The 15054-nt window shown below is 48.1% G+C and carries 16 protein-coding genes; 9 read left to right on the top strand and 7 right to left on the bottom strand.

Annotated elements, in window-relative coordinates:
* Positions 1 to 270 precede the first annotated feature (270 nt).
* From glpX to L4D76_RS09410, 4 genes are all read left to right on the top strand, one after another.
* The gene (gene glpX / locus L4D76_RS09425; RefSeq protein ID WP_428440651.1) at positions 271 to 1278 is read left to right on the top strand and encodes a class II fructose-bisphosphatase; all 1008 of its coding nucleotides are present in this window, start codon (positions 271 to 273) and stop codon (positions 1276 to 1278) included.
* A 152-nt stretch (positions 1279 to 1430) separates the two neighbouring features.
* On the top strand, positions 1431 to 2051 hold the full coding sequence (locus L4D76_RS09420; protein WP_428440650.1) for a helix-turn-helix transcriptional regulator: 621 nt from the start codon (positions 1431 to 1433) through the stop codon (positions 2049 to 2051).
* A 13-nt stretch (positions 2052 to 2064) separates the two neighbouring features.
* Positions 2065 to 2808, top strand: coding sequence for a ferredoxin--NADP reductase (locus L4D76_RS09415; protein ID WP_428440649.1), 744 nt, complete (start codon positions 2065 to 2067; stop codon positions 2806 to 2808).
* A gap of 177 nt (positions 2809 to 2985) precedes the next feature.
* Positions 2986 to 3309, top strand: a complete 324-nt coding sequence (locus L4D76_RS09410; protein ID WP_428440648.1) for a DUF3135 domain-containing protein — start codon at positions 2986 to 2988, stop codon at positions 3307 to 3309.
* Positions 3310 to 3365: 56 nt separating this feature from the next.
* Here the strand turns inward: L4D76_RS09410 and L4D76_RS09405 are convergent, their stop codons facing one another.
* Positions 3366 to 3713: a 5-carboxymethyl-2-hydroxymuconate Delta-isomerase gene (locus tag L4D76_RS09405; protein ID WP_428440647.1), complete on the bottom strand. Its 348-nt coding sequence runs from the start codon at positions 3711 to 3713 to the stop codon at positions 3366 to 3368.
* A 420-nt stretch (positions 3714 to 4133) separates the two neighbouring features.
* On the opposite strand from L4D76_RS09405, the gene tpiA reads away from it, so the two are divergent.
* Complete coding sequence (gene tpiA / locus L4D76_RS09400) at positions 4134 to 4904, top strand: triose-phosphate isomerase (RefSeq protein ID WP_428440646.1); 771 nt, start codon at positions 4134 to 4136, stop codon at positions 4902 to 4904.
* 198 nt (positions 4905 to 5102) lie between these two features.
* Here tpiA and pfkA read toward each other — a convergent pair whose 3' ends face one another.
* A complete protein-coding gene (pfkA, locus tag L4D76_RS09395) occupies positions 5103 to 6065 on the bottom strand; it encodes a 6-phosphofructokinase (protein ID WP_428440645.1) in 963 nt (320 codons plus the stop codon).
* A 565-nt stretch (positions 6066 to 6630) separates the two neighbouring features.
* A complete protein-coding gene (locus L4D76_RS09390; protein WP_428440644.1) occupies positions 6631 to 7125 on the bottom strand; it encodes a CpxP family protein in 495 nt (164 codons plus the stop codon).
* Between the two features lie 196 nt (positions 7126 to 7321).
* Here L4D76_RS09390 and L4D76_RS09385 point away from each other — a divergent pair, with 196 nt between their 5' ends.
* From L4D76_RS09385 to trmL, 3 genes are all read left to right on the top strand, one after another.
* Positions 7322 to 8017, top strand: coding sequence for a response regulator (locus L4D76_RS09385; RefSeq protein WP_428440643.1), 696 nt, complete (start codon positions 7322 to 7324; stop codon positions 8015 to 8017).
* Complete coding sequence (gene cpxA / locus L4D76_RS09380; RefSeq protein WP_428440642.1) at positions 8017 to 9378, top strand: envelope stress sensor histidine kinase CpxA; 1362 nt, start codon at positions 8017 to 8019, stop codon at positions 9376 to 9378. The genes L4D76_RS09385 and cpxA overlap by 1 nt, the downstream gene beginning before the upstream one ends.
* A gap of 84 nt (positions 9379 to 9462) precedes the next feature.
* Positions 9463 to 9927 (top strand): tRNA (uridine(34)/cytosine(34)/5-carboxymethylaminomethyluridine(34)-2'-O)-methyltransferase TrmL, encoded by a 465-nt coding sequence (trmL, locus tag L4D76_RS09375; RefSeq protein ID WP_428440641.1) that lies wholly within the window; start codon positions 9463 to 9465, stop codon positions 9925 to 9927.
* 58 nt (positions 9928 to 9985) lie between these two features.
* Here trmL and cysE read toward each other — a convergent pair whose 3' ends face one another.
* From cysE to L4D76_RS09355, 4 genes are all read right to left on the bottom strand, one after another.
* Positions 9986 to 10807, bottom strand: coding sequence for a serine O-acetyltransferase (cysE, locus tag L4D76_RS09370; protein WP_428440640.1), 822 nt, complete (start codon positions 10805 to 10807; stop codon positions 9986 to 9988).
* Between the two features lie 194 nt (positions 10808 to 11001).
* Positions 11002 to 12021 carry an NAD(P)H-dependent glycerol-3-phosphate dehydrogenase gene (gene gpsA, locus L4D76_RS09365; RefSeq protein WP_428440639.1) on the bottom strand — a complete coding sequence of 340 codons (1020 nt, stop codon included), beginning with the start codon at positions 12019 to 12021 and terminating at the stop codon, positions 11002 to 11004.
* Between the two features lie 18 nt (positions 12022 to 12039).
* Complete coding sequence (gene secB, locus L4D76_RS09360; RefSeq protein WP_428440638.1) at positions 12040 to 12525, bottom strand: protein-export chaperone SecB; 486 nt, start codon at positions 12523 to 12525, stop codon at positions 12040 to 12042.
* Positions 12526 to 12647: 122 nt separating this feature from the next.
* A complete protein-coding gene (locus L4D76_RS09355; protein ID WP_428440637.1) occupies positions 12648 to 13088 on the bottom strand; it encodes a rhodanese-like domain-containing protein in 441 nt (146 codons plus the stop codon).
* Between the two features lie 410 nt (positions 13089 to 13498).
* Between L4D76_RS09355 and gpmM the strand changes: the two genes are divergently transcribed.
* Positions 13499 to 15040, top strand: a complete 1542-nt coding sequence (gpmM, locus tag L4D76_RS09350) for a 2,3-bisphosphoglycerate-independent phosphoglycerate mutase (RefSeq protein ID WP_428440636.1) — start codon at positions 13499 to 13501, stop codon at positions 15038 to 15040.
* The last annotated feature ends 14 nt before the right edge of the window (positions 15041 to 15054 follow it).

The following is a 15054-nucleotide window of genomic DNA, read 5'->3' as shown; positions in this document are numbered from 1 at the left end:
TGACAATACTTTCTCGATAAAGCCCAACCAGCTCCATTAACTGATCCATTTAAAAGAAGGCCTGCAACTGCAGGCCTTTTTATTTACCCTTATTTTCACCATTTTCATGCCATCCCCCGTGCTCAAAACGGTCGCTAAAATGCCTTGTTTTATCCCATATAAATAAACGCAAACGTTTCACTGCGAGCTATGATAAAATCGCCGCCAGTTAAAATACCAATCACAGATACCCAAATACCCAAACCCACTGATTCTATTTCTGGAGTAACCATGAAGCGCGATTTAGCGATGGCATTTTCTCGTGTAACTGAAGGCGCAGCCCTGGCTGGCTACAAATGGCTTGGCCGCGGCGATAAAAACGCAGCTGACGGCGCTGCGGTAGAAGTAATGCGTACCCTTCTGAACCAAACCGAGATTGAAGGTGAAATTGTTATTGGTGAAGGTGAGATCGATGAAGCGCCGATGCTCTACATCGGTGAAAAAGTCGGTACCGGTGGTGATGCAGTCGATATCGCTGTTGACCCGATTGAAGGGACTCGCATGACGGCGATGGGACAAAACAACGCACTGGCAGTACTGGCTGCAGGTGAAAAAGGTTCATTCCTTAAAGCGCCTGATATGTACATGGAAAAAATCGTTGTCGGTCCGGGGGCTAAAGGTTGTATCGATCTGGGCCTGCCACTGATTGACAACCTGAAAAATATTGCCGACGCATTAGGTAAAACGCTGGATACCCTGGTTGTCACCACACTGGCAAAACCACGCCACGACGAAACGATTGCCCAGATGCAGGAGATGGGGGTACGCGTTTTTGCCTTCCCTGATGGTGATGTGGCGGCTTCTATCCTGACTTGTATGCCGGACAGCGAAGTTGACGTGATGTACTGCATTGGCGGTGCACCAGAAGGCGTGGTATCTGCCGCCGCCATTCGTGCGCTGGGCGGTGACATGCATGGTCGCCTACTTCCTCGTCACCAGGTAAAGGGTGACAACGACGAAAACCGTCGCTTAGGCCAAATCGAAATCGATCGCTGTCATCAAATGGGGGTTGAGCCGAATGTTGTGCTACGTATGGAAGACATGGCACAGAGTGACAATGTTATTTTTGCCGGTACCGGTATCACGAAAGGCGATCTGCTTGAGGGTATCAGCCGTCAGGGTAATATCGCGACCACAGAAACGCTGTTAATTCGTGGTAAGTGCCGCACTATTCGTCGTATAAAATCGACCCACTACCTGGATCGTAAAGACGACGCGATCAAAGGGCATATTCTGTAATATCCCCTCCAGATTAACAAAGGCGTGCTCAGGCACGCCTTTTTTGATCCAGCAAAATACCGCTAATTACTCTATCCTTACTATGTAAAGCCGTTGCTTTATTTACAATGCTGATTACATAATAGCAACGAGCAAGGAATAGACAGGTTGATATGAAAACTATAGATAAAATTCTCTATCACATGAAACGAGAAGGGTCTGTAACCGCCAAGGTACTGGCGCAGGAATTCAGCCTCACCACGATGGGGGTACGACAGCATCTTCAGGGGCTGGAGGATGACGGATTAGTTGATTTTCAGGATGTAAAAGTCAAAGTCGGCCGGCCAACTCGACACTGGAACTTGACCGCCAAGGGGCATCGCCGCTTTGCCGATCGCCATGGCGACTTCGCCATTCAAATGATTGATTCCGTTGAAGATATATTTGGCAGTCAGGGCTTAAACCAAATCATTGAGCGTCGAGCGGATCAAAGCTTTGAACAATATCAAAAAGCATTAGCAAGCTGTTCAACTTTAAAAGAAAAACTAGAAATACTGACTACACTGAGGGAACAGGAAGGTTACATGGCTGAACTTCAGCAAGACGGTAATGACTTTATTTTAGTGGAAAATCACTGCCCGATTTGCCATGCCGCGATCCGCTGTCCTTCGTTATGTAAAACAGAACTCTCAGTATTCCAGCGCCTGTTGGGCGATGAATATCAGGTCGTAAGGAATGAACACATTATTGCCGGAGAGAGACGCTGCGCTTATCGAATACATAGTGCTAAATAATTAGGAGAATATTATGGCTGACTGGATCCCCGCTGAGGTAATAAACAACCGTCATTGGAACAATGACCTGTTTAGCCTGGTCTTACGCGCTAACATCGAACCCTTTAAAGCCGGCCAATTCACTAAGCTTGGCTTAGAAATCAACGGAAAAATGATCCAGCGCGCGTACTCCTTTGTTAACCCGCCAAGCGACAATCAAATCGAAGTCTATGCCACCCGGGTAGCTGACGGTTTGCTCTCCCCTCGCCTTCATGCGCTAAAAGCCGGCGACACCGTTTTTGTTTCCGCTCGTGCCAACGGCTATTTTACCCTCAATGAAATACCCGACAGCGAGCACCTGTGGATGCTTGCAACGGGAACCGCAATTGGCCCTTACCTGTCCATTTTACGTGAACAGGAAGTCTGGAAACGCTTCCGTAAAATTGTGTTAATCCATGCCGTTCGCTTTGCCTCTGATCTCAGCTATCAGGCCGAAATTAATGCACTTAAAGAACAATATCCCGATCAGCTCATCGTCCAGCCTTTTGTCAGTCGAGAACCGGCCCCGCTGAGCTTACCGGGACGAATTCCTCAAGCGATTGCTGATGGCATGTTAGAGCGTCATGTTGGTCTTCCCCTTGATCCAACACGCAGCCAGGTGATGCTGTGCGGAAACCCGGAAATGGTCAGAGACACCAAAGCCGCCCTGGAGGCAAAAGGGCTGGTAAAGAACCTCCGGAGTAAACCCGGTCAGATCACCATGGAGCATTACTGGTAAAAAGCGATTCCTCCCTTGCTAATATCACAACAGTCTCACCCGTAATTCTCATAAATGAGTCAGCCTGCAAACCGCAGGCTGACTACCTTAAAAGATGACAGAGCAGCCATAAACAGCCTAAAGCTCAACGCTAAGGTTGGATGGTCTCTGAAATCATGACAGGCAGAGGAAATTGCGATGCAGACACTACCGTCTTTTGATGAACTCAAAATAATGGCAGAAAACGCACCAGAAGAGTTGGAAGCATTACGATTGCGCATGAGCGAAGAGATTATTGCCGGAGCCAGCACGGTGATGCAACCTCGATTACGGGCGCAAATGAGCCATATCAACCAAGTGATAGCCAGAGGGAAAAACCCAAATCACACCAATGTGTTATTGATGTCAGAGTTACAGCGGCAACTCAAAAGGTTTGCCCAGGCGCTCAATGCACCAGAGACCCTGACTGAGCATCAGGCAGAAGTGAAACCCTTCAATCGCCCTTCTCAGCCAGAGAGCTAAAACGTTAACTGATCCCGAGAATCACTGTGGTATATAGCCAAACCACACCAAGATCGTTAGAAACTGACTTTCAAAAAGCACTCAGGATCCATATCTCGAATATCGATGGTTAAACTGTTAATCATACTGGCATGCTGTTCCAGAACCGACATTAAGTCCCGGGACAATTGCCGCTTCTGCTCGGCATGGCGACCCGCCAGCATGCTCAGCCCGAGATGAATAAAGGTCTTTCGATCGCCTTCTTCACCGACTTGCCAGCTATGGCAAGAATAAGAGCGGGACTTTACCGAATCCGGCTCAAACAAACCGCTGATTAACAACGCCCGATGCAAATCTTCCAGTAACCCTTGTACATTGACACGTTCTGCAACCGGATCGGAATACTCCATCACCAAATTAGGCACAATCTCTCCTCCATGATCTCTCTTCTGCTCACCGCCGACTGCACAAGCTTAATCGACGAATACCGCACGGTGTGCAAATTTTCACCTGCCAACTTACCCGATACCGAATCGATAAGCTAAGCTATTGGATGGAAACTCAGCCCGTGATCACTCTCTTTTTTTACCAGGAATAACCGGATAAAATGGTTTATTGAAAATAATTTTGGGTTAAGGAGTTCACTTTTTAGCGGGAAAAAGGTACAACCAACCGCATTAATGATTTTGAACAGTAAAAATTTCAGCCAAAACTGTTATATTATTACGTAATAGTCTTACCCCAATCATATTAAGTAACCAAACATTCCGATCGTTATCTGGGTGTATCGTTACTTAATAAGATTGGTCTTAATTATTTACATCAAATTGATTTGGAGAAAAGCTATGCGCCATCCTGTAGTTATGGGTAACTGGAAGCTAAACGGTAGCAAGGAAATGGTCTCTAACCTACTTAAAGGCCTTAACGCTGAACTTGAAGGCGTTACTGGTGTTGACGTTGCCGTTGCTCCACCAGCGCTTTACATCGATCTTGCTGAGCGTGTGATCGCTGAAGGCGGTAACAAGATCATTCTTGGAGCCCAAAACTCTGACCTGAACAACAGCGGTGCATTCACAGGTGATATGTCTCCTGCAATGCTTAAAGATTTCGGTGCAAGCCACATCATCATCGGTCACTCTGAGCGTCGTGAATACCACGCTGAGTCTGACGAGTTTGTTGCTAAGAAATTCGCATTCCTAAAAGAAAACGGCCTGACTCCTGTACTTTGTATCGGTGAGTCTGAAGCACAGAACGAAGCGGGCGAAACCGTTGCTGTATGTGCACGTCAACTTGACGCTGTGATCAAAACTCAAGGCGTTGAAGCTCTTGAAGGCGCGATCATCGCTTACGAACCAATCTGGGCAATCGGTACGGGTAAAGCCGCGACTGCTGACGATGCACAGCGCATCCACGCTCAAATCCGTGCTCACATCGCAGAGCAAAGTGAAGAAGTTGCTAAGAACGTTGTTATCCAATACGGCGGTTCTGTTAAGCCAGAAAACGCAGCAGCATACTTCGCACAACCAGACATCGACGGTGCTCTAGTTGGCGGTGCCGCTCTTGACCCGAAAGGCTTCGCAGCTATCGCTAAAGCAGCAGCTGAAGCTAAAAAATAATATCGTTTTTAACCGATAGTTATTTTCTAAGACCACCTTCGGGTGGTCTTTTTGTATCTGTTTCGAGTGTCGAGTGTCGAGGTTCGCGTCTCTCGTTACTCGTTGCTCGGCTCTGAGCCTAAAACAAAAAGCCGACTCGGTGAGTCGGCTTTTTCTGTATCAGCTATTATCTATCAGCTTAAGCAATTAAATGCTTGCTTAGAACAGCTTATCAGCCAGCTCGTAAAGATCTTTACGGACTGGACGCTTCATATTTTCAATCGCATCGATGATGTCGTGGTGAACCATTTTTTCATTCTGGATCCCCACACAACGACCACCTTCGCCTTGAATTAGCAGCTCAACAGCATAAGCGCCCATACGAGAAGCAAGAATACGGTCAAATGCAGTTGGCTGACCACCACGCTGAATGTGACCCAGTACGGTAGCGCGGGTTTCACGGCCAGTTTCATCTTCGATGTACTTAGCCAGTTCATTCGCGTCAGTCATCAGCTCAGTGATCGCGACGATTGCGTGCTTCTTACCTTTGTAGATACCTTCTTTGATCTTCGCCAGCAACTGCTCTTTATGCAGGCCAGTTTCCGGCGTGATGATGTATTCACAGCCACCCGCAATCGCAGACATCAGAGTCAGATCACCACAGTGACGACCCATTACCTCAACAATAGAGATACGCTGGTGAGAAGAAGACGTATCACGCAGACGGTCAATCGCGTCGATAACCGTGTTAAGAGCCGTCAGATAACCGATTGTGTAATCAGTACCGGCTACGTCGTTATCAATGGTGCCCGGAATGCCGATGCATGGGTAACCCATTTCCGTCAGCTTCTTCGCCCCCATGTAAGAGCCGTCACCGCCGATAACAACCAAGGCTTCGATACCGTGAATTTTCAGGTTTTCGATCGCCTGAGCACGCACTTTTTCATCTTTAAACTCAGGAAAACGTGCTGAACCAAGGAAAGTACCGCCCCTGTTGATCACGTCTGATACACTTGTGCGAGTTAGCTTTTCGATACGGTTCTGGTGAAGGCCTTGATAGCCGTCATAAACACCGTAAACTTCCAGGCCTTCTGATAACGCAGCACGTACCACACCGCGAACCGCTGCATTCATACCAGGTGCGTCACCACCACTGGTCAAAACACCAATCTTCTTAATCATGGTTACCCTCTGACTTTGGGAATTGAAAAATCAAATCCGGCACGAGTTACCGAGGTTCCCCCTCTCGGCACCATAAGCGGTTGGACCGACTCATGCTCGTGTAAACTGTAACTTTCCTACTAATGTAGGAGTATTACAATTTTGATAATAAATTTTGTTGATTCATATCACGATCGCCTCGGACTGAGGTCAATTGCGATATGAAACGAAACCGTTAGCATTAAGCTTGACGACTAACCTAAAAAAATCATGGCAGGTGCCAGGTTATCTTAAGTATATATTCTGTCGCCAAAGCCACCAGTTAAGCGTTAACGGCTGGCGATAACCGTGGACAAGTTGTGTGTTGCCATCCGTGCTCACCATGCAATATCAACGGGCGCTTATCGGGACAAGCCTATGCGTATCTAATGCTCAATATCCCGCAGTATAGCTGTTTTGTGATGAAAATTAATAACAAAAATAGTTTGTTCTGGTAATTAAGATGAACAAAAAAGTAAATTGATAAAAACAAAAAAGCCGCAACACAGGTTGCGGCTTCTTGATCAGTATGCATCTACCATCGATTCTACTGGCTTTTTTCTGCCCAGCGCGCTTCACATTGGGCCCTGCGATCTGACTGCAGCTGCTTATATTTCTCTTTCTGCTCTGGAGTCAAAATATTCAGCATCGTATGGCGATTTTCTAACATCGCCATACGATGTTCTGCTTGATCGACAGACATATTTTGCGCCAACTTACGAACCGCGGCATCATCAAATTTATCAGCCAGCATCAGAGCTTGCATTTGATCGTGGTTCGCCTGCATTGCCGCCCGCGGCCCCTGACGTTGCGCGATCATGGCTTCTCTATTCGCTTCACGCAGTGATTTCATTTCTTCTTGTTGGGCATCGGTCAAATCTAGCGCACGGAAAGCTTTTCGCCCATCTTGCGCATTACAACCGTTATGTTTACCGCCGTTATGACCACCACCACCACCACCGCCATACGCCAGTGCCGACGCTGAGCCAAGAGTCAGCGGCAGTGCAATCGCCATTACTAATACTTTTTTAAATGTCATCATAATGTTGTTCTCCAAGTGTCCGTCATCGGTATGTAGTTAGAGTACGCCCTGTAAGGTAAAGAGCTGTCGAATGAACGTAAAATTGCGTAAAGCCTAATCACATTAACTTGGCTGTTAGTGAGAGTTCAGAGATACTGTCATTAAACGTGCTATGTCATTAATGGCATGTATTTACAGCTAAACGTAAGGCATAAGTATGGCAAAGATTCTATTAGTCGATGACGATACCGAGCTCACTTCTCTGTTAACCGACATCCTGGAAATGGAAGGTTTTGAGGTCATTGAGGCCAACAATGGTGAAGAAGGCTTATTAAAGGCAGATAGCAGCGTCGATCTTATCTTGCTCGATGTCATGATGCCGAAAATGAACGGCACTGAAATGCTGCGCAAATTAAGAGAAAGCTTTACCACACCAGTATTAATGCTGACAGCGAAGGGGGAAGAGATCGATCGGGTCATCGGGCTGGAGCTGGGAGCTGATGACTATTTGCCGAAACCGTTCAGTGATCGGGAGCTGCTGGCCCGAATGCGCGCTATTTTGCGTCGTACTCAAACCACCAGTAATGACACCCGCTCTAACGCGCCGGAATGTTTAATCTACCAGGATATTAAAATCTATCCGGGGCGACAGGAAGTCTTCTGTCGTGATCATTCCATTGAGATGACCGGCACTGAACTTGCCTTACTCAGTTATTTTATCCAGCATCCGGGGAAAATCATCGCCAAAACGGAACTCAGTATAGAGGTGCTGGGTAAACGTCTTGCACAATTTGACCGCGCGCTGGATATGCATGTCTCCAATCTGAGGAAGAAACTCCCCGAGCGGGCTGACGGTAAGCCGCGGATCAAAACCTTGCGGGGAAAAGGTTACCTGCTGGTTGAGGAGCTTTAATGAGATTACCGGGGTTTTCGAGTTTATACGGTCGTATCTTTGCTATTTTCTGGCTGACACTGTTGGTTGTCGTGGTGACGATAGTGTTGCTACCCAACTTGGATCCCCGTGCGCAGCATACCATTCAGGAACAGCATCTTGAGCGGATGCAAAAATCGGCTCAGGAGATCTCACAGAAGATCAGTCATGAAAGCGGCCCGTTGAAAAGTAAACTGCAGCGCTTTACCGAGCGGGATCGCCACCAAGGCCTTCAGCTCTATTTCACCACCACCGACGGCGAAATTATTGCCCCTCACGGTCGTAATAAGGCCCTGCGCAATTTTATTACCGTTGCCGATGATCCCGCCAGCCCCAAACAACGGTTGTATGGCCGCTGGATGATAGCTGGCCCCTTTGCGGTAGCTGACCGACAACAAACTGTCCTGATGTATGTCGCTCGTATCTGGCGCCAGCCGCCCCCCTTTTTCGTCCAGATCCTAGATAAACCTTTCCAGCTCTTGCTCGTAACGATGCTGGTCAGTACTCCGTTACTGCTATGGCTGGCATGGGCGGTCAGTATTCCGGCCCGGCGCTTGCAGCAAGCTGCTGAGCGGGTGGCTACGGGGCAGTTTGAAGCGGATCCAAAGCTGGAAACCGGCCCGAAAGAATTTAAACAGGCCGGGGCGAGCTTTAACCAGATGGTGCAGGCCATTAACCAGATGATCAGCGGCCAGCAACGCCTGCTGTCGGACATCTCACATGAGCTTCGTTCGCCTCTGACCCGCCTGCGCATGGCCACCGCACTGGCCCAACGCAAACAAGGTGAAAGCAAAGAGCTGAGCCGTATTGATACGGAGGCAGAGCGGCTGGAAAAAATGATCAGTGAATTGCTGGAGCTGTCGCGCATGCAGGTCAACAGCCATGAACATCAGCAAGCTTCTGATGCCTGTAGCCTGTGGTATGAAATGCTGGAAGATGCCCGCTTTGAAGCCGAGCAGAACCACAAAACATTTACCTGCAACACGCTTGAGGAGTGGCCGCTAAGCGGCAATCCAAACTTGCTGATCAGCGCCTTGGAAAATGTCATTCGTAATGCAATCAAATACGGCAATGATGAAATCACCGTCAATTTCAGCGAGCAAAGCGACATGCTAAGCATCGTCATTGACGATAATGGGGAAGGCGTGCCAGATGATGAACTGGATGACATCTTCCGCCCATTCTATAGGGTTTCAACCGCCCGAGACCGCAGCAGCGGAGGGACGGGGTTAGGGCTGGCAATTACTGAAAGTGCGATTCGCCAGCATAATGGAACCATCACAGCCCGCCGCAGCCCGCTCGGCGGGTTGCAAGTGACCATCCGGCTGCCACTGAGCCGCTAGCGTTTTCGAGAGTAACAAATTTGCTTGTTACTCTCACCCTTGTCACAATGACCCAAATTTTCCAGCTGCGCGTCTTCTAAGATTATGTTTGATATTGCCCTTTACGAACCCGAGATAGCTCCTAACACCGGGAATATTATCCGGTTATGCGCAAACTGCGGTGCAAACCTGCACCTGATTGAACCTTTGGGGTTTGATTTGGAAGAGAAGAAATTGCGTCGTGCCGGCCTGGACTATCATGATCTGGCCCATGTCCACCGCCATAAAGATTTCGCCACGTTCATGGAAGCGATGGCTGGACGTCGATTGTTTGCGTGTACCACGAAAACCACCAATTACCATACCAATGCACAGTTTGCAGAAGGTGATGTCTTAATCTTTGGCCCTGAAACCCGCGGTTTGCCGGCCGAGTTTATTGAAAGCTTACCGCTTGAACAGCGTCTGCGTATTCCCATGCACCCTGATAGCCGTAGCCTGAACCTATCCAATGCGGCGGCCATCATCGGTTATGAAGCATGGCGCCAATTAGGGTTTAAGGGTTCGATCTAAAAAGGGTTCAGTATACGAGTTACGAGAAGCGAAGCGTAACTCGCCTCTCGTCTCTGGTTTAGATCCCGTCACCCTCAATAAAGGTCTTGTCACTGCCATTAAATCGCTGGTCCATATCCATCGCTGGCTTATCACTGCTTGGGCGGCCAACAATTTTCGCCGGTACACCCGCTACCGTCGTGTGTGGCGGCACGGGATTCAGTACCACAGAGCAAGAACCGATTTTGGCCCCTACCCCGACTTCAATATTACCCAGTACTTTAGCGCCGGCACCAATCATCACCCCTTCACGGATCTTCGGATGACGGTCACCACCTTCTTTCCCGGTACCGCCCAGGGTGACACCCTGCAGAATCGAGACATCATTTTCGATCACCGCGGTTTCACCAACCACAATACCGGTTGCATGGTCAAACATAATGCCCTGACCAATGGTCGCCGCCGGGTGCACATCGACCTGACAGGTAACCGAGATCTGGTTTTGCAAATACACGGCCAAGGCAACACGATCATGCTTCCACAACCAGTTCGCAACACGGTAGCCCTGCAAGGCGTGATAACCTTTAAGATACAACAGAGGGATAGAATACATTTCTACCGCCGGGTCACGCTCGACCACCGCCCGAATATCACAGGCAGCAGATTCAGTGATCAGGCAATCTGCCGCGAAGGCTTCCTCAATCACTTCACGAACGGCCATACCAGGCATCGATGGCGTCGCCAGTTTATTAGCCAGAATATAACTTAGCGCGGCGGCTAAGTTATCATGCTTAATAATCGTCGCATGATAAAAGCTGGCTAACATCGGTTCTTGTTCTGACTGCTCTCTCGCTTCTTGCTTAATAGCCTGCCAGACCTCATGTTGTTGACACTCCCTCACATCACCCTCTGTTTATCTCTTCAATGATCTCTTAATAATGAATACCAATCAGCATAATCATCTGCCGCAGCCGGAAAATTGTGCTAATTGGTCTCACTGTGACCTTTTAACTTTAACCTGCTTGGAAAAAAAAACAACGCGAGCTTTTCAGCCCACGTTGCTTTTACTATCGAAGTGGCTATGCAAAATAGCCGCTATTCGAATTTTTTCTCACGTGCAAGCAAGTCTTTCGCGGCTTCCCGGGCATCTTTACCTTGGTATAACACCTGATATATCTGCTCGGAAATCGGCATCTCAACATCATAACGCTGAGCAAGCGCCCAGACTTCTTTGGTATTGCGGTAACCTTCGACGACCTGACCAATATCGATTTGAGCCTGATCGACCGACTTACCCTGCCCCAGCGCCAAACCAAAACGACGGTTGCGAGATTGGTTATCGGTACAAGTCAGTACCAAATCGCCTAATCCCGCCATGCCCATAAAGGTTTCCGCCTGTGCGCCCATCGCTGCGCCAAGACGACACATCTCAGCTAAGCCGCGGGTGATCAGCGCGGTACGGGCATTGGCACCAAAGCCGATGCCATCAGACATACCGGCACCAATCGCAATGACGTTTTTGACTGCGCCACCTAGCTGCATGCCAATAAAATCGGCATTGCTGTAGACTCGAAACGTTTTGCTGCAGTGGATCTTCTCCTGCAGATCACGCACAAACGTGTCGTCAGGAGACGAAACCGCAATGGCGGTCGGCATACCCGCCGCCAGCTCTTTCGCAAATGTCGGGCCGGATAAAACGGCTAACGGCACATCATCGCCCACAGCTTCAACGGCAACGTCTTTCAACAGACGTCCGGTTTCAGGCTCCAGCCCCTTAGTGGCCCAACAGATACGTGAATCATCACGCAGGAAAGGTTTTACGTTAGTCAGTACCTCGCCAAAGACATGGCTGGGTACGACAACCAGTAAATCACGGCTTGCCTGTACGGCAGCTTCCAAATCCGCTGAGATAATCAGTGATTCCGGAAACGCTACACCTGGCAAAAACGCTTCATTGGCACGATCCATTTCCAGTTGTGCCATGTGTTCCGGCTCATGTCCCCATAAGATGACATTGGCACCATTACGGGCAAGAGAAATGGCCAGTGAGGTACCGTACGAGCCGGCACCGAGTACTGTCATAGTGATCGCATTATTCGACGCGTTCTGATTCATATCGGCTTATTGTCTTAATTAAGCTTCAGTGCTTGTTGCATCTGACTCAGTTTTATTTGCTTCAGCTTGGTTTTGCAGGTAGTTCATGAACAGTGCGTCAAAGTTAACTGGCGCAAGGTTTAATTGCGGGAACGTACCTTTCACAACAAGACTGGAAATTGTTTCACGGGCATATGGGAACAGGATGTTCGGGCAGAATGCACCCAGACAATGTGCCAGCTGAGGTGCTTCCATGCCAGATACAGTGAAAATACCACCCTGCTGAACTTCACATAAGAAAGCCGTATCTTCAGCATTCTTCACGGTTACAGTAAGACGTAACACAACTTCGAAAGTACCTTCGCCTAATTCACGGCTTTGAGTATCAAGATCCAGTTTCACATCCGGGTTCCACTCTTTCTGGAACATATCCGGTGAGTTAGGTGCCTCGAAAGAGATATCTTTCAGGAATACACGTTGGATCTGGAAGTTTTGTTGTGCTTCGGTGTTTGCTGCTTCAGCCATCTTTGAGTCCTTTTAACTTTACAATCTCATCACATGAGATGATTCATACATTCGCAACTGTAGCCTAAAGCATCACAAGCTGCGCAAATTCTTAGCGATAACCTGATGTTACTTCCTGCCTGTTATTTCTTACTCTTACTACGGATAAGAGGCAGGTTGGCTTCATTCCAGGAAATCAGACCGTCTTTTAGCAGGTTAACGTTTTCAAAACCGGCTTTGTTCAGCAGATTTGCGCTCTCTTGCGCCGTCTGACCTGTTTTACATACCACAATGATTGGGGCCGATTTGTATTTTTCAAGATCAGTAATATTCTGTTCTTTAATTTGGCTTGGCAAAATGTGAAGTGCACCAGAAATATGGCCCTGACGGTACTCATCCCGAGAGCGAATATCGATAAACACACCATCTTCGCGATTGACTAATACCGTCGCTTCATTAGGCGCCACAATGGTGTAGCCAGCGGTCTTTTGCTTCACGACCGACGCAATGATAGCCACAACCAGGCCAACCCAAGCAAGGGATAAAATAGGATTACTTGTAACAAAATCTATATATTGCTGCATGACTTTCGCTCTATATACCTAAAAACTAAACATCCAAGAGTAGGGCTAAACTCGGCTCAAAAAGGAATCTGAGTATACCCTCGTCGACCGCCTTGTACAGCAGCAGTCCACAATTCCGCGCACTGGCTCACTCGCTCCAGCGCTAATAGTATAAGAGGTAAACAAGCTCCTACCAATCAATGAAATAGAAAAAACTGTGACGCAGGGCTTACACTCAGAGCAAAAAGTGAATATATTTTATGTAGGAAGATAACAATCTATTGACAACATTGTTTGATCTTAACCTACAGTTTATGGCAAAAATTGTAGTAAAATTACAATCAAACATACCCATTGCCTGAAACATTTTTAGTAACATCAGATGTTTAATGTAATTGGTATCAGATTTCTAACTTATGAGAGGACAGCATATGTCTGCTAAAAAGCCACTGGCTTTAGTGATCCTGGATGGCTGGGGTTATCGCGAAGACAATCAAAACAATGCAATTGCAAACGCTCAAACACCAGTAATGGACGCTCTGATTGCAAACGAAGCAAACACACTGATCTCTGCTTCAGGCTTGGATGTCGGTCTTCCTGATGGTCAGATGGGTAACTCTGAAGTTGGTCATACTAACATCGGTGCCGGTCGCGTGGTTTATCAAGATCTGACTCGTATTACTAAGTCTATTGCTGACGGTGACTTCTTCGAAAACGAAGCGCTGGCTAATGCAATGGATAAAGCGATTCAGGCCGGTAAAGCGGTTCACATCATGGGCCTGATGTCGCCGGGTGGCGTTCACAGCCATGAAGACCATATTGCTGCAGCAATCGAAATGGCAGCAAAGCGCGGTGCAGAAAAAATCTATCTGCATTGCTTCCTGGATGGTCGTGATACTCCACCACGTAGCGCACAGGCATCACTTGAGCGTTTCGACGCACTATTTGCAAAACTGGGTAAAGGCCGTACGGCTTCACTGGTTGGCCGTTACTACGCCATGGACCGCGACAACAACTGGGATCGTGTCGAAGTGGCTTATAACCTGCTAACGGCAGCTAAAGGTGAGTTCACGGTAGATTCTGCGGTTGCAGGTCTAACAGATGCTTACACTCGTGATGAAAACGATGAGTTCGTTAAAGCGACGGAAATTCGTGCAGAAGGCCAGGAAGCGGCAATCATGGCAGATGGTGATGCCGTTATCTTCATGAACTACCGTGCTGACCGTGCTCGTGAAATCACCCGTGCTTTTGAAGCCGATTTTACAAGCTTTGAACGCGCGCAAACTCCCGCTCTAGCTGATTTCGTGATGCTGACTCAGTACGCGGCAAACATTAACCTACCAGCAGCATATCCACCTGCAAGCCTGGAAAACACCCTGGGTGAGTGGCTGTCAAAGAAAGGCAAAAAGCAGTTACGTATTTCAGAAACAGAAAAATACGCTCACGTGACTTTCTTCTTCAACGGCGGTGTGGAAGACGAATTTGACGGTGAAACACGTTCACTGATTGCTTCACCAAAAGTCGCTACCTACGATCTACAGCCTGAAATGAGCTCTCCAGAGCTCACTGAAAAACTGGTTGCAGCGATCAAAGGCGGCGAGTTCGATACCATTATCTGTAACTACCCGAATGGCGACATGGTTGGCCACACGGGTGTTTACGACGCAGCCGTTCAAGCCTGTGAAGCGCTTGATAGCTGTATTGGTCAGGTTGTCGAAGCGATTAAATCTGTCGATGGCCAGCTGTTAATCACGGCTGATCACGGTAACGCTGAAATGATGATCAACCCTGAGACTGGTGGTATTCACACGGCGCATACGACTCTGCCCGTACCACTGATTTATGTGGGCAACAAAGATCTGACTCTGAAAGAAGGCGGAAAACTGTCTGACTTAGCACCAACCATGCTTAGCCTGTCAGATGTCGAAATCCCAGCAGAGATGACTGGTCAGGTTCTGTTTGATCTGAAATAATCCCCCCATGCGGG

Origin of the sequence: Photobacterium sagamiensis (genome assembly GCF_050337085.1) — a bacterium.
Lineage (GTDB): Bacteria > Pseudomonadota > Gammaproteobacteria > Enterobacterales > Vibrionaceae > Photobacterium > Photobacterium sagamiensis.
The sequence above is the reverse complement of the archived record's forward strand: the minus strand, read 5'-3'. Positions and strand labels throughout refer to the sequence as shown.

Coding starts and splice junctions, on each gene's coding strand:
- L4D76_RS09355 (WP_428440637.1), bottom strand. CDS start 13,088: ATGCAGCAATATATAGATTTTGTTACAAGTAATCCTATTTTATCCCTT.
- glpX (WP_428440651.1), top strand. CDS start 271: ATGAAGCGCGATTTAGCGATGGCATTTTCTCGTGTAACTGAAGGCGCA.
- tpiA (WP_428440646.1), top strand. CDS start 4,134: ATGCGCCATCCTGTAGTTATGGGTAACTGGAAGCTAAACGGTAGCAAG.
- gpmM (WP_428440636.1), top strand. CDS start 13,499: ATGTCTGCTAAAAAGCCACTGGCTTTAGTGATCCTGGATGGCTGGGGT.
- L4D76_RS09385 (WP_428440643.1), top strand. CDS start 7,322: ATGGCAAAGATTCTATTAGTCGATGACGATACCGAGCTCACTTCTCTG.
- gpsA (WP_428440639.1), bottom strand. CDS start 12,021: ATGAATCAGAACGCGTCGAATAATGCGATCACTATGACAGTACTCGGT.
- L4D76_RS09420 (WP_428440650.1), top strand. CDS start 1,431: ATGAAAACTATAGATAAAATTCTCTATCACATGAAACGAGAAGGGTCT.
- pfkA (WP_428440645.1), bottom strand. CDS start 6,065: ATGATTAAGAAGATTGGTGTTTTGACCAGTGGTGGTGACGCACCTGGT.
- trmL (WP_428440641.1), top strand. CDS start 9,463: ATGTTTGATATTGCCCTTTACGAACCCGAGATAGCTCCTAACACCGGG.
- L4D76_RS09390 (WP_428440644.1), bottom strand. CDS start 7,125: ATGATGACATTTAAAAAAGTATTAGTAATGGCGATTGCACTGCCGCTG.
- L4D76_RS09415 (WP_428440649.1), top strand. CDS start 2,065: ATGGCTGACTGGATCCCCGCTGAGGTAATAAACAACCGTCATTGGAAC.
- secB (WP_428440638.1), bottom strand. CDS start 12,525: ATGGCTGAAGCAGCAAACACCGAAGCACAACAAAACTTCCAGATCCAA.
- cpxA (WP_428440642.1), top strand. CDS start 8,017: ATGAGATTACCGGGGTTTTCGAGTTTATACGGTCGTATCTTTGCTATT.
- L4D76_RS09410 (WP_428440648.1), top strand. CDS start 2,986: ATGCAGACACTACCGTCTTTTGATGAACTCAAAATAATGGCAGAAAAC.